The following is a 24,055-nucleotide window of genomic DNA, read 5'->3' as shown; positions in this document are numbered from 1 at the left end:
CTCAGAGGGCCTGTTCGGTCGTGGCGTCGAACAGATGGATGCGCGAAAGATCGAACAGCAGTTCGCACGGCTTGCCCACTGCGGGTGCCTGCTCCGAGGATATGCGGGCGACGAGGTGCGAAGCGGCGCCGGACGAGAAGTAGATGAAGATCTCGTTCCCGACGGGTTCAACGACCTCGACCGTGGCCGGGACCTTTGCCAGGGCGCCCACGCCTGCGGGTGGATGCAGATAGATGTGCTCGGGCCGGATGCCGAGGGTCACGTTCCCGACCTGTGCCTGGCCGATGCGTGAAGAGAGTTCGGGCGGAAGCGTCAGGTGCGTCCAGTCGCTGTTCTGCGTGAAGGCAACCGCGCCGTTGCGGACGAGCGAACCCGGGATGAAGTTCATCGTGGGGCTGCCGATGAACCCGGCCACGAACTTGTTCACGGGCCGGTGGTAGATCGCGAGAGGTGCATCGACCTGTTGGACCACGCCGTCGCGCATGACCACGATGCGGTCGCCCATGGACATGGCTTCGATCTGGTCGTGGGTGACATAGATCATGGTGGTCTTGAGGCGGTGGTGCAGCCGGGAGATCTCGGTGCGCATCTGGACGCGGAGGTTCGCGTCGAGGTTGCTCAGGGGCTCATCGAAGAGGAACACTTTGGGTTGCCGGACGATCGCGCGTCCGAGGGCAACGCGCTGGCGCTGTCCGCCGGAGAGGGCCTTGGGTTTCCGGTCGAGGTACGACTCGATCCCGAGGATCTTTGCCGCCTCGCGAACGCGCTGCTCGATCTCCTCTTTCGGGTACTTCCGGAGTTTGAGTCCGAAGGCCATGTTTTCATACACACTCATATGCGGGTAGAGTGCATAGTTCTGGAACACCATGGCAATATCTCTATCCTTCGGGGCCACGTCATTGACCACCCTGCCGTCGATGCTGATCGTTCCGCCGGAGATCTCTTCGAGTCCGGCGATCATGCGGAGCACCGTGGACTTGCCGCAGCCCGAGGGTCCGACAAGCACAACGAACTCCTGGTCGCGGATGGTGGTTGTTACTTCACGGACAGCGGTGACCTTGCCTTCATAGACCTTGGATACCGATTCCAGTTTTACTTCGGCCATCGGGAAGATTCCTCTCTAGGGGAGCCAAACGTGCGCGGACGGGAGATACATACGAAGAATATATCAAGGAGGGCTGAGAAACACAAGCTTTGGAAGGGGTTCCGGTCGATCTGGAAGGCCCCATGGAAGCCGGGACGCGGAGTCACAGATTTTGCTTGACTCGGGTGACGGAAAGGCTTACATTCATGGAAGCGCTTCCATGAACGGTTCCCTGGTTACTCCCAGTAACTCTTGTAGCACAGCATAACACTCCTCGATGGGTGTCACGATCTACGATCTTGCCCGAGAAGCCGGTGTTGGTATCGGGACCGTGTCGCGGTGTCTGAACAACCACCCGCACGTCTCTCCCGGAACCCGCGCACGGGTGCTCTCCATTGTCAAGCGGCTCAATTACCAGCCGCACGCCGGAGCCCAGCGCCTCGCCTCCCGCCGCACGAACACGATCTCGGTCATTATCCCATCCTTCACCAATTATTTCTACGTTCAAACCCTTCAGGGCGTGCAGGACATCGCGGCGGACATCGGCATGGACCTCATGTTGTACGGTGTGAGTCATACCGCCCAGGTGGAGCACTACCTCCGCCGCTCGTTGCACCGCGGACATGTGGACGGGGTGTTGTTCTTTAGTATGGTGCTGCCGGAGAGCTTCGTCTCACGGTTCCAGCAGATGCACCTGCCGATGGTGCTCGTGGACGCCTTTCACCCGGCCTTCGATTCGATCCGGGTCCAGAATAACGAAGGCGGGTACAGTGCCACGCATCATCTTCTCTCGCTCGGGCACCGGGACATTGCGATGATCAACGCAAGCCTCGACACCCAGCCGGCGAAAGACCGCATGACGGGGTACCGGCGTGCACTCGACGACGCGGGGATCCCGTTCCGCGAAGACCGGGTCATCATCTCCTCCGCCGGAAAGAATGATGGGTTCAACCGCGATGCCGGCCGCGATTCCATGCGACGGCTGCTCACCACGACGGCAGGCCCCGGCCGCCCGACCGCCGTGTTCATCGCCAGCGACGTGCAGGCCATCGGCGCGCTGGAGGGCGCACGTGCCGAGGGGGTGCGTATCCCCGAAGATCTCGCGGTTGTCTCCTTTGACGACATCGAGCTCGCCCAGTATGCGGAGTTGACGACGATGCGCCAGCCGATGTATGAGATCGGCAGGCTCGCGATGGAGAAGCTGATCACACGCATGAAGGACCCCGATGCTCCGCCAACGCTTTCTTCATTTGTTCCCGACATCATCATCAGAAAGTCCTGTGGTGCTTCGGTCCGTTCGTCCGCGAGCACCCCTGTCCCGTACCATCCTGCGCCGGTCCAGAAATCGTAATACAACAGGAGCCATTCACGCATGAACCTCCGTACCACAGTACTCCTCATCCTCGCCCTCGGCATCGCCGTGTCCGCCTTCGCGGGCAACACGGGGAAGATCGCGGGACTGGTCAAGGACGCACAGACAGGGGAGACCCTTGTCGGTGTGAACATCGTCATCGAAGGGACGTCGATGGGTGCTGCTACCAACATCGACGGCCAGTACGTCATCCTCAACGTGCCGCCGGGCAAGTACACCCTGGTCGCGTCCGGCGTCGGCTTCAATAAGAGGACCATCACGAACGTGTCGGTCTCTATCGACCTCACCACGACCATTGATGTCGTGATGTCGTCGCAGGTCGTTGACGTCGGCGAAGAAGTGGTCGTCACGGCGGAGCGTCCGCTCGTGCAGCGCGACCTGACGGCAAAGACGGCGGTGGTGGGCGGCGACCAGATCGCTGCTCTCCCGGTGACGGAGGTCGCCCAGGTCCTCCAGCTCCAGGCGGGGTTCGTGGCCGGCAGCCTTCGCGGTGGCCGCAAAGGCGAGGTCGCATACTGGATCGACGGTGTGCCGGTGACCGATGGGTACAACGGCTCGCAGATCGTAGAAGTGAACAAGAACCTCGTGCAGGAACTCCAGCTGGTGTCCGGGGCGTTCAACGCCGAGTACGGACAGGCAATGTCCGGCATCGTCAACATTGCCACGAAAGAAGGAAGCCCCAGGTTCACCGGAGGGGCAGGTGCGTACATCGGACAGTACGTCACGACGTACGCCGGCGATTCGCTCTTCCCGGGGCTCGATGCTTTCAAGCCGACCGCCATCAGGAACTTCGAAGCGAACCTGAGCGGGCCGGTCCTCGGTGAGGACCTGACCTTCTTCATTAACGGCCGTTACATCTACTTTGACGGCTGGCGCAAAGGGTACCGGCGGTACACGCCGTCCAACATCTCGTACACGGACGACATCACCCGCCAGTTCACGATGTACCGTGATGCTTCCGGCAGGGGCGACAGCGCGGTGGTTCCCATGAACTGGAGTGAACGGTATTATGGCCAGGGCAAGCTCACCTGGCGCATCACCCCGGTGGTCAAACTCAATGCCAACTACATCTACGATTACAATAAGGGACAGGCCTACGACCGGAACTACTTCTACAATCCGGATGGCAAGGGTGTGGATATCAACGACAGCCACACCCTCATCATGCAGTTGTCGCACACGCTCAGTTCTTCCACGTTCTACACCCTTGGCGCGTCGTGGTTCCAGCGCGGATCCAGGTACCGCCTGTACGATCTGACGTACGAGCCGGCAACCGATGGATCGGGCGATCTCATCGAAGCGCTCAATCCCTCGGGTCCGCACTACGTCCATCCCAAGCTGTTCCTCACCGATGATCCGTACAGCTTCTACACGGGCGGCACGGACATGGGCCGTTTCCGCCGCTCGACGTCGACGAAGCTTCTCAAGGTGGATATCTCCTCGCAGCTGGATTTCTCGAACCTGGTGAAGATCGGGGGCGAGGTCCGGTTGAACAATGTGTACTACGAGAACATCACCCTGCAGCCGGTCGCAGAACAGTCGGACATCAACCTGGCGACCGCGAGCCCCTTCATCCGGACGCGCATCCTGCCCCTGTCCTCCCTCTATCATGATATGTACAATCACAGTCCGAAGGAGCTTTCGGCGTACATCCAGGACAAGATGGAGTTCAAGGACTTCATCCTGAACATCGGTATTCGTTTCGACTATTTCGATCCGGACGGGTATGTGCTGAACGACGAGCACCCCGATGTGAATGATCCGCTGCACTCCACGTATACGGTGGACGATCCGAACATCTACAGTCCGATCAAGCCCGAGAACCGGGCGAAGTCGCTGGCCGAGCGCTTCACGTACTGGTACCGCAAGGCGAAGGCGAAATGGCAGTTCAGCCCGCGCATCGGTGGTTCCTTCCCGATCACCGCGGAAGGCATCGTGCATTTCTCCTACGGGCACTTCTTCCAGATCCCGCGCTTCGAGCGGTTGTATGAGAACCCGGATTTCAAGATCGGATTCGGGACCGGCAACCAGGGCGTGGTGGGCAATGCGGACCTCGAGCCGGAGCAGACGATCAATGCTGAGATCGGCATGCAGCAGCAGCTCGCGCCCGACCTCTCGGTGGATGTGACGGCGTATCTCCGCGACATCCGCGGCCTGACGGGAACGCGGGCCGATGAGATCATCGTCTTTGGCGGGAGCGCCAAATACAGCAAGTATGTGAATAGTGACTTTGGTTTCGTGAAAGGTATCGTGCTGACGCTGAACAAGCGGTTCGGCGGCGGGTTCTCGGCGACCATCGACTATACCTATCAGGTGGCCAAGGGCAGTGCTTCGGATCCGCAGGAAGCACGCAATGCCGTGGCAGGCGGCTCGCTTCCCGAGGTCCAGTTGACCCCGCTCGGGTGGGACCAGCGTCATACGCTCAATATGACGGCGTCGTATGCCGCGCCCCATTGGGGTATCAGCGCGATCGGACAGTATGGCAGCGGCACGCCGTACACGCCGCGCCGTGCAGCGGACATCACGACACTCCTCACGAACAGCCAGTTGAAACCCGGGTTCTTTAACATCGACCTCCGTGCCTATTACGAGGTCAAAGTCGATCCGTTCAACGTCGTGGTCTTTGCGCGTGCGTTCAACCTGCTGGATATCCGGAACGAAACGGACGTGTTCGATGACACCGGCCGTGCAGGCTTCACCACGGATGAGGCACGTGTCAGTCTGACGAATCCGCGCCAGCGCATCAATTCACTCGACGAGTGGTACCGGCGTCCGCAGAACTACTCGGAGCCCCGTCGTCTCGAATTCGGCATGAATCTGGAGTTCTAGCATGAAAACCATCCGGCTTCTTCTGTTCCTGTCAGCAGCAACACTCCTTGTCGCCGGGATCGCACACGCCCAGAGCGGCCGCGAGTACCGCCGGTCAGCCGTCATGAACGGCAACCAGGTGCGCACGGTCTTTGGTAACTGGGGTGTCATCGGCCAACCGACCGACACACGTCCGCGCGGTGCGTGGAAGAATGACAATAACGGGTATCTCGGCGACGTGAGTCCGTTCGTCGGCGCCGAAGTGCGGTGGCAGGATACCTCCTTCCGCTCGGTGGTGTCGACCCCGGTGGCACGGCCGACGCAGCTCGCGGATCTCGACCCTGCGACGGGTGAGAATTGGACGTTCGAACCGGTGAACGGATACTTCGCGCCGTCACCGAACCAGAGCATCGCCTTGAGCAACGATGCGAAGACCTGGCCGGAATTCTGGCCGGACAAATCCGCCGATGGCGTGGACCCGGGGTGGAAGGGTTCATGGAACGGGTATTTCGGCAAGCGCATCAGCGCCGATCTCGAATCCTACTTCGTGCTGGATGACAACGTGGACCGCCGGTTCAACTTCCCGTTGAACAACGCGCGGGGTATCGCCTTCAAGCCCGACTCCAACAACGTCAGCCGGAACGGCCTCGCACTCGAGGTGCGGGTCCGTGCGATGCAATGGGCGCAGTTCCTCGCGCAGGACAATATCTTCTGGCTGTACGAGATCGCCAACAAGGGCACGACCACGTACGACCGCGCCGTGTTCGGGATGCTCGTCGGTACCTATATCGGTGTCACCGGCAGCGACGGCAGTCCGCAGGAATACGACGACGACTGGTCGTTCTATGATGTGTTCACCAACATCACCTACACCGCGGACTTCGACCGGAACACGCTCCGCAATCCGCGCTGGAACCAGCGCTTCCCGGTCGGTATGGTCGGGTATGCCTTCCTGGAGAGCCCGGGCAATCCGTTCGACGGCATCGACAATGACGGCGATGCGGACTCCACCACGATCGGAAGTGCGGCACCGCAGTTCGACGCGACGAGTTTCGACTCCCTCCTGGTCCGGGCCGGGCAGACCATCATCCTGATCCGTGACGACTATAGCCGTGTGGCATTCGTCGTGCCGAACCGCGACTCGGTGAAGGTCAAGACCCGCGGCATGCGCGATTCGGTCTGGATCTATCCCGGCAAGACGAAGGTCGCGGAAGGGAACATCGTCCGCGACATTCTCGGGAATGATGTCGTCAACCGGAATGCGTACGACGGCATCGACAACAATTTCAACGGCCTGATCGACGAGAACAGGTACCTCCACTACCGGCAATTCAAGCGGAACCGGAACGCGCCCTTCCAGGTCCTCCTGGATGTCCTCCGTCCGGTCCGGCACGCCGACATCGCCGCGGGTGGTGTGGCCAATCCGCTCAGCCTGATCGACGAGCGCCGGAACGACCGGATCGACAATGATCAGGATTGGAACATCGCGTTCGATGATGTCGGCCGTGATGGTATCGGAGCGACCGCCGTCAACTATCCGGGTGCGGATGCCGGCGAAGGTGACGGGCTGCCCACCTCGGGCTATGACGCGCTGGGCAAGGACACCGGGTTGCCGGGCGAGCCGAATGTGGACAAGACCGACGTGGACGAATCGGACCAGATCGGGCTCTCGAGTTTCTACTACTTCACGCCTGCCAACGTTGTCCGGCTCGGCGATGACGAGGAACTCTGGAAGGGCCTCGCTCCGGGGTACTTCGATGTGCCCACATCCATCGTGAACAATAAGCCGGAACGTGGTGAGGACGGCGACTTCATCTACGGGTCGGGGTATTTCCCGCTGCTCGCAGGGGCGACCGAACGGTTCTCGCTCGCGCTCGTGTATGGTGGCGGCAAGGGTGGCAGCACGCAGGACGATATCAACGACCTCCTGAAGAACAAGCGCACCGTGCAGAAGATCTACGATGCGAACTATCAGTTCCCGACCCCGCCGGACAAGCCGACGCTGGTCGCCGTTCCGGGTGACCGTCAGGTGACGCTGTACTGGGACCGCGTTGCGGAAGCGACGGTGGATCCGGTGTTGCGCACGCGCGATTTCGAGGGGTACAAGATCTACAAGTCCACCGATCCGGACTTCAGCGACGTGTTCACGATCACCGATGCGACGGGAACGCCGCGCGGGTATCAGCCGCTTGCACAGTTCGACATCGTGAACGGCGTCCGCGGATACTTCCAGGCGACCGGCGAACTCTTCCAGGCCGCCGCCGGGTACTCCTTCAGGATGGGCGACGACACCGGGCTCAAGCACTCGTATGTGGACACGGAAGTGGAGAACGGGCGCCGGTACTATTACGCGATCGTGGCTTATGACCGCGGTGACGAGGTGACCGGCATTTTCCCGGGTGAGAACACCAAACAGGTACGCGTCCTGTCCACCGGCGAGGTCGAGAGGGACATCAACGTGGCCGTGGTGACGCCGAATGCGCGCACCGCCGGGTACGTCTCACCGTCCTCCGGCGTGTCCGCGCTCCATCAGGCGGGCCCGGCGACCGGCTCCATGCTGTTCGGCATCCTCGATCAGAAGGCCCTCACGGGTCACCGGTACCGCGTCAGCTTCAACGACACGCAGATGGACAGCATCGACAACAATGCGAACGGCAAGATCGATCTGGCCGACAGCACCGAATGGTCGCGGATCACGACCTCGTATTCTGTCGAGGACATGACCGTGCTGACGGAGCAGTTCATCAGTCAGGACACGGTCAACATCAGTCTCAGCAGGAAGAACCTCATCGCCGGTACCATCACGGTGAAGAACCAGCAGGGGAGTGTCATCAACCCGTCGAACTACGTGTTGAACCTTGCCCGGGGCGCCATCCGCGGCAACGGCCCCGGCGCATTGCCTGCCGGCACCTACACCATCAGTTACCGGTACTATCCGGTCTACCGGAGTCCCAATCTGCAGGGGTCGCCGTACCAGGTCGAGAACGGTGAGTCGGATATCTTCGACGGCGTCACGCTCATGTTCAACAACTTCTGGTCCGTGAAGGACACAGCAGACGCGACCACGGGATGGGTCGGGAAGAGCGCCTATGTGGTCAATCTCGGCGCCACGAACCTCACGCTTCTCGATCCACCGCTTCTCGGCTACAAGCGCTCGGCGGACTACGAGATCCAGTTCGCGAACAGCGTGGTGGACACGTCCCTGGTGGGTCCGTTCCCGTACGATGTGGCGATCCCGACGAACTTCCGGATCTTCAACCGCACCGATAGTACGTTCGTGAAGTTCCTCTTCACCGAGGGCCCGTCCGCGAATGGCAATGGGAAGCTGTCGCCGCTGGACGAACTTATCGTCATGGAGAGGAACCCCCGTGGTGACGTGTGGCCGACGTGGGACCTGTTCATCCTTGCGAAAGTGGGCGATCCTTCGGACACCGTGTACAATCTCGGCAACGGGGACAAGTTCATCTTCAAGACCACGAAGCCCTTCCGGAACGGCGATATCTTCGAGTTCGTCACCGAACTTCCGACAGTGGACAATGCGACGGCGAGCGGGAGCCTGGACCGGATCCGTGTCGTGCCGAACCCGTATGTGACCGCCGCGGAATTCGAGCCACCGCTGAACCCCGGCATCACCAGCGGGCGTGGCGAGCGCAAGATGGACTTCACCCATCTTCCTGCGGGAGCGTCGATCAAGATCTTCACATCGCGCGGCGATCATGTGGCCACGCTGCATCACGACGGGGCCATCGACGATGGGACGGTCTCGTGGAACCTGAAGACGAAGGAGAATCTGGACATCGCCTTCGGCGTCTATTTCTATGTCGTTGAATCGCCGGTGGGCAACAAGACCGGCAAGATCGCGATCATTAAGTGAGGATGACCATGAAAACACTCCGTAGTCTGACCGTGGTGTGCGCGATCGCCGGAATGCTGGTCGTCCTGGGTGTACAGGAGCCGGTGTCCGCACAGAGCAAAGTCGGGACCACCGCCGCGCAGTTCCTGGGCATCTCGGTGGGTCCGCGGGCCATTGCCATGGGCAGTGCCTTCGTGGCGTCCAACGACGACGCCACATCGTTGTACTGGAACCCCGGCGCCTTCCAGCAGGCCGGCACGTCCCAACTCACATTTTCGAACACCGACTGGCTCGTCGGCACGAAGTTCCGCTGGTTCGGCCTGATGCTGAATCTCGGCAGTGAAAATGCCGTCGGGATAAGCCTGACACAGCTCGACTATGGCGAGGAAGATGTCACGACCGTCGGGTCGCCGAACGGCACCGGTGAGCGGTGGTCGGCGCAGGACCTGGCCATTGGGCTGTCCTACTGCCGCCGTCTGACGGACCGGTTCTCGATGGGTGGGACGGTGAAGTATGTGGAGCAGCGCATCTGGAACGAGAGTGCAAGTGCCTTCGCGTTCGATCTCGGGTTGCTGTTCGTCACGGGCTTCAACGATATGCGGCTCGGTGTGTCGATGTCGAATTTCGGGGGCGAGATGACATTGGCCGGGCGCGACCTGCTCGAGCGGGTGGACATCGATCCGCTGAATTCGGGATCGAACAAAGCTCTTGTCGGGAATCTGAAGACCGATGCCTGGGCCATCCCGTTGTTGTTCCGTGTCGGTGTTGCGATGGATGCGTACAAGGATGACATGTTCCGGCTGACGGTTGCCGCGGATGCACTGCGGCCGAACGACAATGATGAATCGGTGAACGTCGGTGGCGAGTTCGCATTCAACGATATGGTCTTCCTCCGGGGCGGGTACAAGTCGGTGTTCGGCAACGGCCTGGAAGAGGGGCTGTCGCTCGGCGCGGGGGTGAAGTACACGGCCGACGGGATCGGTGCGCTCGAGGTCGACTATGCATACACGAAATTCGGACTGTTCGGCAACATCAATACGATCGCATTGGCAATTTCATTCTAACTGTTCATTCACAAGACAAGGAGATCGCGCCCCACAGCTACTCAGTCATGAAAGGTTGTGCGGTTGGGCCGGAACGCTTGACCGAGGCCGGCAGAATCCCTATATTTGGTACCTTTTTTTGCATTTGTTCTCAGTCACCAGTAGTACTCATTCACAACCCATACACCAATAAGGAGTGCAATATGAAGCGCTTCGCAATGCTACTGCTCCCGCTGCTTATCGCGGCCCTTGCTTTTGGCGCCTCGGATGTGCGCAAAGCAAAGATCGCGGAAGAGCGTGCAGTTGCCAGAACCGGCGCATCGACCGGTCTGGAATCTGTCAACGCAGGCTGGCTGCGGATCTCCCCCGAGCCGTCAGGTCATGACTATCGGGGTATCACGCTGAGCCCCGCCGGCGCGATCTGGGTGACCGGCTTCAGCACCACGAGCAATCTGGACTACGTCTGGCGCTCGGATAATGGCGGTGCGACCTGGACCAAGAAACAGGTCCTGAACGGCGAAGGCATCACCGAAGTGGCCGTCGTGAACGAGACCACCGCGGTGTTCGGCGATTTCAACGGCAAGCTCTATCGCACCACGAACTCGGGTCAGAAATGGGACTCGGTGTGGTCCTACTCTGTGCCGGGAACAGGATGGATGAACGGCGTCAGGATGATCGGGCAGGACAGCCTTATCGCCATCGGTGACGCGGACGATCAGGGCTTCATGATCGCGCGCAGCTTCGACGGTGGAAGCACCTGGACCCGTGCCACGAACCTTCCGGATTCATTGAAGGAAGCGGGTGCCTACGCATCCTATTCGACGTATCGTCAGGCCCTCGACGTCGTGGGCAAGACGATCTGGGTCGCTGCATACTTCGGATCCACCCGCAATGGCCGTATCGTGAAATCGACGGACGGTGGCGACACGTGGACGAGCTGGCAGGTCGATCTGACCGGCGGCACGACCAACAACTATCGTCTGCGGTCCCTCAACTTCATGGACGCCGACCTCGGGTTCGGAGCGGACAATCAGATCGCCTCAAGCAATGACCACTGGCTCCACAAGACGACCAATGGTGGTACGACCTGGGGTGACACGCTGAATGTGGAACCTGCGGTCGCTCACGCGAGTGCCAAGGTCCGCTCCGCGAAGCCTATCCGCGGTACGAACACCGTCGTTGCGGTCGGTTGGGCGGTCACCGGTCTTGTCTCCAAGGTCTGGATCTCCGGCGACAAGGGCGTGACCTGGTCGAACCTGCATCCTGGCACGACCGGTATCCTGACGAACAGCGCATGGCGTTCCGCTACGGAAGGCTATGTGATCGGCAACGGGGTCGTCCTGAAGTATTCAGCGAAGAACGTCCGTGCCGTCACGTTCATGCTGAACACGTCAACGGTGCCTGACACCCTGCCGGTGGCAGGCTCCACGCTCCAGATGCGCGGCGGCGTCAATCACGCCGGCGGTTTCTCTCCGATCACCTGGGGTAACGATGCCCAGAACAACATGACCAGGATCGGTGGCGACTACTGGAAGAAGACCGTCTACATGCAGGTCGGCGATACGCTCCGGTACAAGTATGTTGTCGCGTACGCAACAGGAACCGGCTGGGAAGGTGGCGTTGTGCCGGCGAACTATCCCTCGGCCACGAACGGTGACCGCTCGTTCGCCGTCCCCGACCAGGATACGACGGTGAACGTCGAATTCTGGAACAACGGCGCGGGAACGCGTCCGCAGTATTTCCGTCCGTGGACAGCAGCAGCCGACTCGTACTTCACGGTGTACTTCCGCGTGAACATGAACGGCGTCATCTCGGGCGGCACCTATGGCTACAACGGCGACAAGGATACCATCGCAGTGCGTGGCGGCGGTTCGGCAGGCAGCGACCTGGATTGGGGACGTTCCTCATTCCTCACGCGTGAAGCCCCGCCGTCGAACGGCGACGGCTACACCAGCCCCGCGAACTCGTTCTGGTCGGCCGGTCTCAAGATCAAGAAAGCCGGACTCACCGAAGGTGCGACGATCGGCTTCAAGTATCTCATCGGTTCCGACTGGAATCGTCCCGTGACCGGAACGAAGGCCGACGAAGCTGTGGACCGCAACTTCAAGGTTCCGCAGGGCTTCAGGGATACGACGCTTGCGTGGGTGTACTTCAACAACGAGACCCCGACCGTGCGGGCGAACCCCGACACGATCAAGATCACGTTCCGTGCGAACCTGGCCCAGGCAGCTGCCAACGGCGGGTTCAACGTCACGACCGATACGCTGTATGTCCGTACCGGGTACTTCAACACGACCAACGAATCGGGCCGCAGCAAGATGATGGTCCGCCTCTCCGGTACCGTGTTCCAGGTGTCCGATACGATCATCACCGCGAAAAAGAAGATCATGGATTATCAGTACTACACCGTCCGCGATGGTCAGGAGTATCGCGAGTCCTATTACAACTTCTTCTATACGGGACCGGTGCCGTCCGAAGCTGAACGCCGCCAGGTGATGATCGATTCGCTCGCATCGAAGACCGTGGCTCAGGTCGTGCTCGATACGGCGACCTCGATCACCGTTGCCCGCCGCCAGCCTGTGTTCTCGAACGGACGCAAGCTTGCCCGCAAGGTGAACGTGAAGTGGGAAGTGGACCTCCGTCCGGCATACTACCAGGTGAAGCTGGGTGGCGATTCGCTGTCCGACATCCAGGGCACCTACACGATCCATACCTCCGAAGTCGACTCCATCATGAAGTGGGGCGTCTGGATCAACGGTCCGGCAGCTGGTGGCTGGAGCAACGACGGTGGCGATTGGGGCCTTCCGCTTGCCAGCAATCTGCTGAAGAAGCTGTATGATAACGGCACCAACGGCGACCGTGTCGCCGGCGACTCCATCTTCACGCGTCAGATCCTTGCATCACCGGACAGCATCGCGATCGGCACGAAGGACCGTGTCGGCCAGACGTTCAAGTTCGGTATCCGTGGTGGTGACAACGAAGGCGGCAAGGGCGGGTTCGGTAACAACCACAATGAGAACATCGTGGACACCGATACCATCTATACCCTGAACAGCCAGTTCGGTAGCATCAACCCGGCATTCTACGATGCATGGGATTATGATCTCCGCAAGCCCAAGCTGCCGACGAGCGTGTTCGATGCGGACAAGCCGCTGGTGTACGAGCTTGCACAGAACTATCCGAACCCCTTCAACCCCACGACGAAGATCGAGTACTCCATCCCGCTGCAGTCGCAGGTGGAGCTGAAGGTCTACAACGTGGTCGGTCAGGAAGTGGCAACGCTGGTGAATGAGGTCCAGAAGTCCGGTATCCACAATGTGAAGTTCAGCGCATCGAACTTCGCCAGTGGCGTGTATTTCTACCGGTTGGTCGCTGGGAACTTCGTCAGCGTGAAGAAGATGGTGCTGGTGAAGTAGGGGCGTCACATCGATGCCCGGGAAGGCGGTTCCGGCTCCTCCGGAGCCGCCTTCTTTTTTTTCCAGGAACAACGCAGCGGACCGAGTACCAGCCCTACCATGATCCGGATCATCATCCTTCTCCTGCTTGCTACCTGCAGCGCGGCCGCACAGTCCGGTGCTGCAGACAATGCGATCATCGCGCGGGCAGGACACGCATTCATCTCCGAACGGGAGTTCGTCGAGCGCTTTGAACTGACGCCGGGACTCTACCGTCATCGAAAACCGCAACTGGAAGCCGAAAAGCTCGAGATGCTGTATTCGATGGTGGCCGAGAAACTCCTGGCCCAGGAGGCCTCGGCACGCTCCCTTGATACCACGGCGTTGTACCGTTCCGCGCTCGCCGATCTTACCCACCTCCTGGTCCGTGACGAACTGTACAGGCAGGAGGTCCGCGCGCGCGTGCAGATCGCTCCGGCAGAGATACGGCAGGGAGTCCTACGTTCCCGTGAGCGCCGGCTCGTGCGTTTTCTCTTCTTTGAACGTGAAGACGATGCCCGCTTCATCCGGGGACAGCTCCGCACTTCCGTGGATCTCGACCGGCTCACGCTGGATCCGACGATGCGCGCCATGAAAGATACGGCGACCGTCCATTGGGGCGATGCCGATGAAGCGATCGAGCAGGCCGCCTATGCGCTCGATCGCACCAGCCTCTCCCCGGTCGTGCGTGCCGGGGACGGATGCTACATTCTCCGCTTGATCTCTGTGGTACCTGACCCGGCCGTCCTCGCATTGCCGGCGGCGACGCTGCGGGAACGCGTCGCATCAACGCTCCGCGTCAGGAAAGAACGTGTCCGGGAAGCAGAGTTCGTGGCCGGGCTGCTCGCATCCCGTCACGCCTCCTCGCCGCCAGCAACCTTCCGGATCGTTGCGGATACGATCGCCCGCATCTTCCGCGAACTCTATACGCCGCCCTCGATGGCGTTCTCTCCGGCGATGCGCGACATCGCTCTGACGCGGCTTGCGGGCCGGACCGCGGACACGCTGATCCTCGCGGGCGACAGGATATGGACGGTTGCTGAGGCACTCGACCGGTTGGTGCAACGTGGCTTTACGATGAATGGCGATTCCGTTCGCGGGACCGCTGCGCGGTTGTATACCGTCTTCCGTGAATGGGCCCATCAGGAACTCCTCGCACAGGAAGGGCTGGCACGTGGGCTCGATCGTCATCCCGAGGTCGTCCGCCGGCTTGCCCCGTGGAAGGATCATTATCTCGCCGGGATGGTCGAACGGAAGATCAGCGACAGGGTCGAGATCACCGAGGCGGAGGTCTATGCCTACCTCAAGAGTACCGATGCCACGGTGAAGGTCCCGGAAGTCCGGGTGCGCGTCCTCCGGACGAACAGCATCGAGGAGATGCAGGGCGCATTCAGGATGATGGAGCAGGGGCGGAGTTTCGAAGAGGCCATCGCGGCATCCGGTGCGGACGACCGGCAGGGGGATACGGGATTCTTCCCCGTCACGGACCGTCCGCCGCTGGGGTTCCTCGCGTCACGCCTTGAACCCGGACAGTACTACGGCCCGTTCCGCGATTCCTCCGGATATGTCTACATGCAACTGCTTGAACGAAGGAACGGCAGGGATGCGGCGGACACCACGGGTGCGGCACGCCTTACGGCGGCACGCGATGAGGTGCACCGCATGAAGACACGCCGCAGCATCACCCGGTTCCTCGCCCGGAGCGCGGCCAGCTATGGATTCGAGGTGTACCAGGACAGGTTGAAGATGGTGAGCGTCACGCCCATACCGATGCTCGCGTACCGGCTTCTCGGATTCGGCGGGCGCATGTTCGATGTACCCTTTGTGCAGCCGCAGATCGACTGGCTGAATGAGGAACCACCGAAAGAGGTGATCCTCCCGTGAGCACGAAGGACCCGGTCCGGACGATGTCACGGTGGAAGCGCCTGGTGTTCAGTCTGGTGCCCACGCTCGTGATCCTGCTGCTCATCGTGGCGGCGGAATATCTCCTTCGGGCGACCGGTCCGCCGGCGGATGATGGCCTTGTGACCGAGGTGCAATTCGACGGGACCACCTGGTATCAGACCAACCGGGCCTCTTTGCGCCGCTATTTCGCCGCGGGCAGCCCCCTGGTGCCTGAATTCAAGACCATCCTGTTCCGCAAGGAGAAACTGCCGGAGACCTTCCGGGTGATCTGTCTCGGCAGTTCATCGATGTTCGGTACGCCGTACGACATGAACGCGAACATCCCGGGGATCCTGCGGAGGCAAGTGCGGCACCGGTATCCCGCGAAGGAGTGGGAGATCATCAATTTCGGCGCGTCGGCGATCAACAGTAACGTTGTGCGGGATCTTGCGCCGGCGTTGCTTGCGTTCCGGCCGGATCTCGTGCTGATCTACATGGGGCATAATGAATACTATGGCCCTGATGGGATCGGCGCATCGTATCCTGAAAAGCTCCTGCCGTTCCTGACGCCGCTGAAGTACCGCGCCCGACAGCTCCGCCTGGTGCAGATGCTGGAGTCATGGTTCGCATCCGGCAGGGCCGGGCAGGGGGCAGCTGTCAACCTCATGCAGCAGGTCTCGGGTGGACAGCGTGTTTCCCTCCGTTCGGCGGAAAGCGACAGGGTGCTGGAGCATTTCGGAGACAATCTCGACGCGATCTTCACGACGTTCGCGGAAGCCGGCGTCCCCGTGATCGTGAGCGATATCGCATCGAACACCATGTTCCCGCCGTTCGTCGGCGACACTATGGTCGCCAGCAGGAATGCCGCGGCATTCGATGCACAGATGCGGGCCGATGCGGCGGCGCGAAGGTATGCGGAGATGGTCAACGCTGTGGATGCTCTCGGAGCGGAAGCGACCGATCACCCGGTTCCGCTGTACTGGAAGGGCGTTGCGCTGCGCGCACTCGGGCGGCCGGCCGAAGCAGCACCGCTGCTGCGGATGGCGCGCGACAATGACCTGCTCAAGTTCCGGGCGCCAGGAGCGGTCAATACGATCATCCACGACGTCGCAGCGCGCCGCGGCGTGCCGTGCATCTCCGCGGATACCCTGCTGCAACAGGCATCGTCGGATGGGATCGCCGGCGACTCGTTGTTCTGGGAGCATCTGCATCCGACCCCCGCCGGATACTATTGCATCGCCTCGGGCTTCCTCGACGCACTCACGCAGAGCGGGCTGGTGAACGATGCCCCCGCCACGATGTCGCCTGTGCCGTTCGCAATGGACGCGCTGCACATCTGCTGGCTTGATCTTGCGTACGGTGACGTCTCGATCCAGCACCTCACCGGCCGGTGGCCGTTCGAGCGCTACGAGAGGGCGCCGCTCGTCCTTGCTGCCGCGGATCCCGCGATGCGCGATCTTGTCCGTGACACGCATGCGCGGAAGCTGGCGTGGAACGATGCGTGTTACCGGTCGGCGACGATCTTCTGGCGGACAGGACGGTATCAGGAGGCCCTCACGACATACCGGGCCATGCTCGAGGAATACCCATACAGTTTCTATACGAACTACCTGGCAGGGAGCCTGCTGAATACGATGGGGAGGGGCGACGAAGCGGTCGGGTATCTGAAGGTGTCGTTGAGGTCCAATCCGGACTATCTTCGCGCCCGGTTGGATCTCGGCCTCCTCCAGGTCAATGCCGGGCGATCCGACGAGGGGGTGGGTCATTTGCAGGACGTGGTCCGAAGGGCGGGATCATCCGCAGAGGACCTGCGGATGAAAGCGAATGCCCTGTACGGCCTGGGTGCGGCCGCGTTCAACAGGAACGATCGGGCTGCCGCGGCCCGGGCCGTGGAGGAAGCACTGCAACTCGTGCCAGGCTACCCTGATGCACTCAGGCTGCGTGCCGCGGTCCAGCAGATGGGACGCTGAGTACTGTTCTTTCACTTTCCGTTGATCTCCGCCATCAGTGCGATGGCGGGTGCATGGTCCGGCTTGAGCCGCAGCACTTCGGCGAGGCGCTTCAGCGCGAGATCGGTATGTCCGGCCTGGCGGTGCGCAAGCGCGAGAAGGTATCCGTTCTCCACCTGCTCGGGAGGGGGCAGGACGAACGTGAACATGGCGCTGTACATCTTCTCCGCTTCTTCTGGCCGTTTGGTCCGGAGCGCGATATCGCCCAGGGCACGGTACGCAAGCAATGTGGGTTTGATGGTGAGCGACCTCCGCAGCAGGGACTCCATTTCGGGGATCCTGCCGGTCTCCAGGTAGACCCTGGCAAGTTGAAGGTAGGGCAGGACGTTCACGACCGGGAACTGGTCGATGATCGTCCGGTATTCACGCTCAAGCCCGTCGGCATCGCCGCGGGAGCCATAGTATTCGACCGCTCCTTCATGGGCCTGCAGCCAGTGGATCTCGCCGCGTGTCGCACGGTCCGCGATGAGCCCGAGGGTGTCGGTCTTTGCGATCGCACTGACGAGGCCTTCCTCTTCCTGGAACGGCCAGGCAGTGACGAGGACCTCGGTCCGTCGTTCCGCGAGTCGGTCATCGAGCGGGGTGACGCGGCGATCGCGCCAGATCGCAGTATCCGTGATCGTGTCGCGGCGTGCCCATTCGTCTGTATGGGCGAGGTACCCGCGGGAGCGCATGGCCTCCGCATAGCCCCGCGCCAGGAGGAACTGGCCGTAGGAGGAGGGATGCAGGTGTTCGAGGATGAGCCCGTATCCGATGAGGCTGTCACGGGAATGTGCGGCGAAGATCCGTTCCATGTCGACCGCGGTGGCCAGGCTTCCGTCGTCCATGGCAAGGATCGCTTCATTGAAATCGGAACTCGTACGGAAGCGCAGCTCGTCGTGATCGCGGGCGAGACGGTAGGCCGCCTGTGCTTCGGTGTGGCGCCCGAGCGTATCGAGGCACCGCGCCTCACGGTAGTGTGCTTCGGCATGATACGGGAGAAGTTGGAGCGCCTCACGGAACGAGTTCAATGCTGACGTGAAGGCTCCGTTCATCATCGCCGACTGGCCGGCATTGAACGATGCATGGAATGTCAACTGTTCTTGCGGAGCCAGGGCGGACGCGTCCGTAGAGATGAACGGCGGCAGGCCGCGAAGGTTCGAGACCTGCGTGCCGAAGATGACCGGCACGCCCCGGGATGTGCAGAGGTCGCGGATGTCCGCCATGTTTGCGCGGAATGCATCGAGGCCGTCACGATAGAGGTCGCTGCCGTACGGGATGTATCGTCCGCGGGCCAGTTTTTCCATCATGGTCCCGCGTGATGCAGGGTCATCGCCGGCGAACAGTTTCCCGAGCATGGCATAGCCGTCGCGCATTGCCAGGAAGGTCCGCAGGTGGATGAGGCGCAGGGAGAGGTTCGCGAGCCAGCGGGAGCCTCCCATGGATTCGCGGGAAGCGACACCGAGCGCCCCGTAGAATTCATTGTGGCCATCGTACACGACGATCAGATCGGGTTCATAGTCGAGCACCTCATGCGCCATGTCCCGGGCCGTGAAACTGTTCGTTGCCGTCATCCCGAGGTTGATGACCTCGATGCTCTTCTCGGGAAAGAGGGCACGGAGACGGTCCCGGAGGAACGATGAGAACGCGGCATTGTACCAATAGGGAAAGCCGACGGTCGTCGATCCCCCGAGACAGAAGATGCGGTAGGTGCCGGGGGGTTTCGGGACGAGAAAGTAGTCCGGCGAAGTGGACGGCAGGAAAGAGACCCGTGTGAAGTAGCGGTGCTTCACGCCGGGGTTCATGATGTGGTACTCCCGGCCGTTGAGGTTCTCCGTCGTGAAGAGCGAGAGATCCGGGCCGTATCCCATGATGCGCAGGCCGCCCTCGATGAAGCCGAAGAGGAGGACTGGGAACGCGACCATGATCCCGAAGTACAACCGCCGCCGTTGATTCGTCATAGATGTACGCACGCTCATGATGTCTGGATTCATTCAATATACAAGGTTCGCTGTGGAAAGAAAAGGCAGGACAGGGTGGGGGAGGGGTCTCGTGCTGTGCCACATGGCCGCGATCGGTCTGGTGTGCGTCCTCCTTCCGGTACCGGGGATCGCCCAGCCGCACGTGCCCGCGTGGGTCGGCGATGCGGTCTTCTATCAGATCTTTCCGGAACGCTTCGCCAACGGCGACCCGTCCAACGACCCCCGCGGTGTGCAACCATGGGGAGGCCAGCCGCGCAACGACAACTTCTTCGGGGGGGATCTGGCAGGCATCACCGAACACCTGAACCATCTTCAGGGCCTGGGCATCACGGCGATCTACCTGAACCCCCTCTTCGCCTCCCCGAGCAATCACAAGTACAACACGACGGATTACATGAGGATCGACCCGTCGTTCGGAGACGATGCGACGTTCCGTGTGCTCGTGGATGAGTGTCATGTGCGGGGGATCCGCGTGATCCTCGACGGGGTCTTCAATCACACCTCGGTGGATTTCTTCGCGTTTGCAGACCTCCGCAAGCGGGGAGAACGGTCCGTGTACCGCTCGTGGTACAACGTGGTCAGTTTCCCGATCGCTCCCCCCGAAACGCCGAACTATGAATGCTGGTGGGGCTACGGCACCCTGCCGAAGCTGATGACCTCCGACCCTTCCGTGCGGTCATACATCTATGGCGTCACACGCAAATGGATGAGCTTCGGCATCGATGGGTGGCGGCTCGACGTTGCGAATGAGATCCCGCACGACTTCTGGGTGGCCTGGCGCGCCGTGGTGAAATCGATCAATCCCGATGCCTATCTCTGCGCCGAGGTGTGGGATAATGCGGCGGCGTGGCTGAATGGCAACGAGTTCGATGCGACGATGAACTACCGGTTCCGGACCGCCGTGCTGAATGGCCTGGTGTCCCGCACTACGACGCTTGCCTCGATGGATTCAGCGCTGGCGTCACAGCGCGGCGACTACAGTCCCGGTGTGAATCATGCGCTGCTGAACCTCCTCGGGAGCCATGATACGGAACGGATCCTTACCGCAGCCGGCGGCGATTCGGCAGCGGTCCGTCTTGCGACCCTCCTCCAGTTCACGTATCCCGGCGCGCCGATGGTCTATTACGGCGATGAATTTGGGATGAAGGGCGGGAAGGATCCCGGGTGCCGCGGGACGATGGTCTGGGATCGCACGGAGCAGGACAGTACGGCGTTCCGCTATCTCCGGAGTGTGATCGCACTCCGCCGGTCCCATCCGGTCTGGAGCAGGGGGGACTTTCAAACATTGGTCGTCGACGACGCCCGTCGCGTGTATGCCTACGCACGAACGGGGCTCGGGGTGAGAGGGGTGGTGGTGATGAACGATGGCGACGGACCTTCCACGGTCCGGATCCCCTCGTACAAAGAGCATGGCATGCGCTGTTCCGAAGTGTGGCCACTGTCCGGTGTCCCATGTCCGACCAGTGAGGGATGCCTGGAGATCACCGTCCCCGCCCGGTCCGGCAGGGTGTTTCTGGAGGTGAAGGAATGACCATCATGAAGAAGGCTGGGCTGATGTTGGTCGTCGCCGGGCTTGTTGCCGCCGGCGCCAGGGCGCAGGACAGCGTTGATGTCACATTCCGGTATGTGGTTGCCGGTAAGGCCGGGGTGTCGGTTCCGGGCGAGTTCAACGGATGGAACAACACGGCGGCGCCGATGGCGGCCATCGGCGACAACATATGGACGAAGACCGTGCGTCTCCGCGAAGGGGGAAATCCGTCGCCTCCCGCCTCCGGCATTCCCGGGGCGTGGCAGTACAAATTCTATTACACGGGTGCATCACCGTGGCCGAACGATCCTCTGAACCATCATCAGAACGCGAACGACAACGGCAACTCGTACGTGTATGTGCGGCATCCGACCATCTACCAGTTCATCCCGAACCAGCGGATGGCCGTGCAGACCACCCCTACACCCGCGATCTCGGCATACCTCTTCCCGCGTGTCGGTGCAACCGTGGATACGTCCACAGTGTCGCTCACGATCGATGATGAGACCTTTACGGGGATCGGTTCGGCGTACGATCAGGGGACGCAACGTTTCACTTTCACTCCTCCCTTGCCGTTGCGCAACGGCGAGCACACCGCGATCCTTCGTGCAGGGACGTCCGCTGATACCGTGCATTTCACGACCAGCGCGGGCTTCTTACAGATCACGACGCGTGGCGGGTTTTCCACGGTGAAGCCCGTTCTGGCAGTGCGTGGACTTGTGCAGGATACGAACGCCGTCGTCGTACGCATCGTACGCAATGGCGTTGATACCACTACAGGAGTTGCTGCTGGTGGACGCTGGGTGATCAGTGATACACTGGAGGGCGGGGACAATCACTTCACGGCCATCGCAGATTCCGCCGGAACACGAATCGTTTCGGACCCCATCGTCATCACCAGGCCCGTGTCGCGCTCTCCGATCGCCCGGTTAAGCATCGTCGCTGCCGGTGGCACCATCACCCTGAATGCCGGGACGAGTACCGACCCGGAGGGCCTGCCGATCGCAGCATATGTCTGGCGGGATGATCCCGCAACACCACTGGGCCTCGGCGGACAGACCGGGAGCAGTGTGAGCATTCCCGTGCCCGCGGCCCCCGGTGAGTACTATTTCGGATTGATCGTGGCGGACCAGGAGGGGCTCCGTGATACGATCCGGTCCTTGTTCACGGTCACGCCCGAACTGACGGTAGTGACGCCGACGATCGCATCGAACCCTGCCTGGGCCGCGAAGGGCCGCATCTATTTCATGTTTCCCAAAGCCCTCTCGCAACAAGGGACGCTCGCGGCCGCGGCCGCACACCTCGAGCGGGTCAGGGACCTCGGATTCTCGGTGATCTGGCTGATGCCGGTGATGAAGAACGCATTCCCGATCAACAACTGGACCGGGCCGGGATACAATATCACGGATTTCTATGCGGTCGCCCCCGAGTACGGCACGAACGAGGACTTCCGTGCCTTTATGGCGCAGGCCCATGCCCTCGGCCTTAAGGTGATCCTGGATATCACCCCGAATCACAGCAGCCGGTCGCATCCGTGGGCAGTGGATGCGCGGGCCTTCGGCGAAGATGCACCCTCCTGGCCGTGGTATGAGCACACGATCATCTCCCACAACACGAATGGGCTCGGCCAGTCGTACGATGCCGATGGCTTCACGTACTATTCCGGATTCAGCGAGCAATTGCTGAACCTGAACTGGAGCGATCCCGATCTGCGCAGCGAGATGATCCGCATGTTGTCGTACTGGGTGAAGGAATTCGATGTCGATGGGTACCGGTTCGACGTCTACTGGGGCCCGCACCGCCGGTATGGCGAAGCCGCGATGGGGAACCCGGTCCGTACTGCGCTCAAACGTATCAAGCCTGATATCCTCCTGCTCGCGGAGGATGATGGCACAGGATCGGGCACCGAGGTGATCTACGCAGACAATGTGATCGGCGACGTTCATGGTGGCGTCGATGCCGCGTACGATTTCAAGTTGTACTTCGATCAGATCCGCGCGTTCGGATGGACGGCGAATTCCATCAACGCCCTGCACGCAGCGATCGATAACAGCGGATTCTTTCCCGGTGAGCACGCGCTGTATATGCGGTTCATGGAATCGCAGGACGAGGACCGCATCGTGTATTTCTACTCCGGGGCATTCGCCCTGGATGCACCCACGACCTTCCGTCGGACCATGCCGATGGCCACCGTGCTCTTCACTGCACCCGGCTTGCCGATGCTCTGGAACGGCCAGGAAGTGGGATGGGGATACGGGATCGGTGGGGCCAAGGAAGCACGGGCGCGGAGCATCATCGACTGGCAGTACCAGGGCAGGGGTGTGCTTTCGCCGCACTATCAACGTCTCGCGACCCTTCGGGGTCAATTTCCTGCATTCACGGCACCGAAACTCGATACCGACGGGAACGGCGCGGTGAATGCCGCCGATGCATCCGTCTTCGTTCGCGTGGCATCGTCGAACGACATGGTGTATGCGTTCAGCCGTCCGTACAGCGGGCAGAACGGACTGACGGTCGTGAACATGGCGCCGACGGAGCAGAGTACCGTTCTGGGCGTGACCAACGGGGTCGCGGTGCGCTTCCCGGACGATCTGAAGCCCGGCTCCACGATCTATCTGAATGATCTGATGGCCGACACGACCATCCTCACGACCCCTTCGGGCCTCAACGCTGTGCCGGTGATCCTGCCGCCGTTCGGCAGCAAAGTCTTCACCGTTTCGATGACTCCGGATACGCTGAAGGTCCTTCACCCGGTGACGGAGGTCAGGATCCGTGACGCCGTCCCCGGGGAGTTCGCGGTGTATCCGAATTTCCCCAATCCGTTCAATCCTTCCACCGTCGTGTCGTACGATCTCCCCGTGGCGGCAGAAGTGTCCGTCGTGGTGTATGATGTCCTCGGCAGAGAGTGTGCACGTCTCGTTGATGGGATGAAAGAGGCCGGCGCACACCGGGTGATCTGGGACGCAACGGCAGGGACCGGTGTGCCGGCATCGGGGGTCTATTACGTTCGCGTGATCGCGCGGGGCGCGCGATCGGTACAGTCGGCAACACGCAGCATGCTGTTCATCAAGTGAGGCGT

General features: G+C 61.3%; 11 protein-coding genes. 9 read left to right on the top strand and 2 right to left on the bottom strand.

The window, feature by feature from the left end; all coding sequences use genetic code 11:
- Position 1 precedes the first annotated feature (1 nt).
- Positions 2-1,105 carry a sn-glycerol-3-phosphate ABC transporter ATP-binding protein UgpC gene (ugpC, locus tag IPI01_07445; protein MBK7257625.1) on the bottom strand — a complete coding sequence of 368 codons (1,104 nt, stop codon included), beginning with the start codon at positions 1,103-1,105 and terminating at the stop codon, positions 2-4.
- A 256-nt stretch (positions 1,106-1,361) separates the two neighbouring features.
- On the opposite strand from ugpC, the gene IPI01_07440 reads away from it, so the two are divergent.
- The 7 genes from IPI01_07440 (at position 1,362) to IPI01_07410 (ending at position 17,448) form a co-directional block, all read left to right on the top strand.
- Entirely contained in the window at positions 1,362-2,435 is a 1,074-nt protein-coding gene (locus tag IPI01_07440) for a LacI family DNA-binding transcriptional regulator (protein ID MBK7257624.1), read from the top strand.
- A 21-nt stretch (positions 2,436-2,456) separates the two neighbouring features.
- Positions 2,457-5,285 (top strand): TonB-dependent receptor, encoded by a 2,829-nt coding sequence (locus IPI01_07435; GenBank protein MBK7257623.1) that lies wholly within the window; start codon positions 2,457-2,459, stop codon positions 5,283-5,285.
- Between the two features lies 1 nt (position 5,286).
- Entirely contained in the window at positions 5,287-9,138 is a 3,852-nt protein-coding gene (locus IPI01_07430; GenBank protein MBK7257622.1) for a hypothetical protein, read from the top strand.
- An 8-nt stretch (positions 9,139-9,146) separates the two neighbouring features.
- On the top strand, positions 9,147-10,181 hold the full coding sequence (locus IPI01_07425) for a PorV/PorQ family protein (GenBank protein ID MBK7257621.1): 1,035 nt from the start codon (positions 9,147-9,149) through the stop codon (positions 10,179-10,181).
- Between the two features lie 182 nt (positions 10,182-10,363).
- Entirely contained in the window at positions 10,364-13,576 is a 3,213-nt protein-coding gene (locus IPI01_07420; protein MBK7257620.1) for a T9SS type A sorting domain-containing protein, read from the top strand.
- A gap of 99 nt (positions 13,577-13,675) precedes the next feature.
- Complete coding sequence (locus IPI01_07415) at positions 13,676-15,478, top strand: peptidyl-prolyl cis-trans isomerase (GenBank protein ID MBK7257619.1); 1,803 nt, start codon at positions 13,676-13,678, stop codon at positions 15,476-15,478.
- On the top strand, positions 15,475-17,448 hold the full coding sequence (locus IPI01_07410; GenBank protein MBK7257618.1) for a tetratricopeptide repeat protein: 1,974 nt from the start codon (positions 15,475-15,477) through the stop codon (positions 17,446-17,448). The genes IPI01_07415 and IPI01_07410 overlap by 4 nt, the downstream gene beginning before the upstream one ends.
- A gap of 11 nt (positions 17,449-17,459) precedes the next feature.
- Here IPI01_07410 and IPI01_07405 read toward each other — a convergent pair whose 3' ends face one another.
- A complete protein-coding gene (locus tag IPI01_07405; GenBank protein MBK7257617.1) occupies positions 17,460-19,445 on the bottom strand; it encodes a tetratricopeptide repeat protein in 1,986 nt (661 codons plus the stop codon).
- A gap of 73 nt (positions 19,446-19,518) precedes the next feature.
- On the opposite strand from IPI01_07405, the gene IPI01_07400 reads away from it, so the two are divergent.
- Together IPI01_07400 and IPI01_07395 are read left to right on the top strand one after the other, a co-directional pair.
- Complete coding sequence (locus tag IPI01_07400; GenBank protein MBK7257616.1) at positions 19,519-20,979, top strand: alpha-glycosidase; 1,461 nt, start codon at positions 19,519-19,521, stop codon at positions 20,977-20,979.
- Positions 20,976-24,050: a hypothetical protein gene (locus IPI01_07395; GenBank protein MBK7257615.1), complete on the top strand. Its 3,075-nt coding sequence runs from the start codon at positions 20,976-20,978 to the stop codon at positions 24,048-24,050. The genes IPI01_07400 and IPI01_07395 overlap by 4 nt, the downstream gene beginning before the upstream one ends.
- Positions 24,051-24,055 lie beyond the last annotated feature (5 nt).

It is taken from the genome of Ignavibacteriota bacterium, assembly GCA_016707525.1.
In the GTDB taxonomy this organism is placed as follows: Bacteria; Bacteroidota; Ignavibacteria; order UBA10030; family UBA6906; genus JAGDMK01.
The sequence above is the reverse complement of the archived record's forward strand: the minus strand, read 5'-3'. Positions and strand labels throughout refer to the sequence as shown.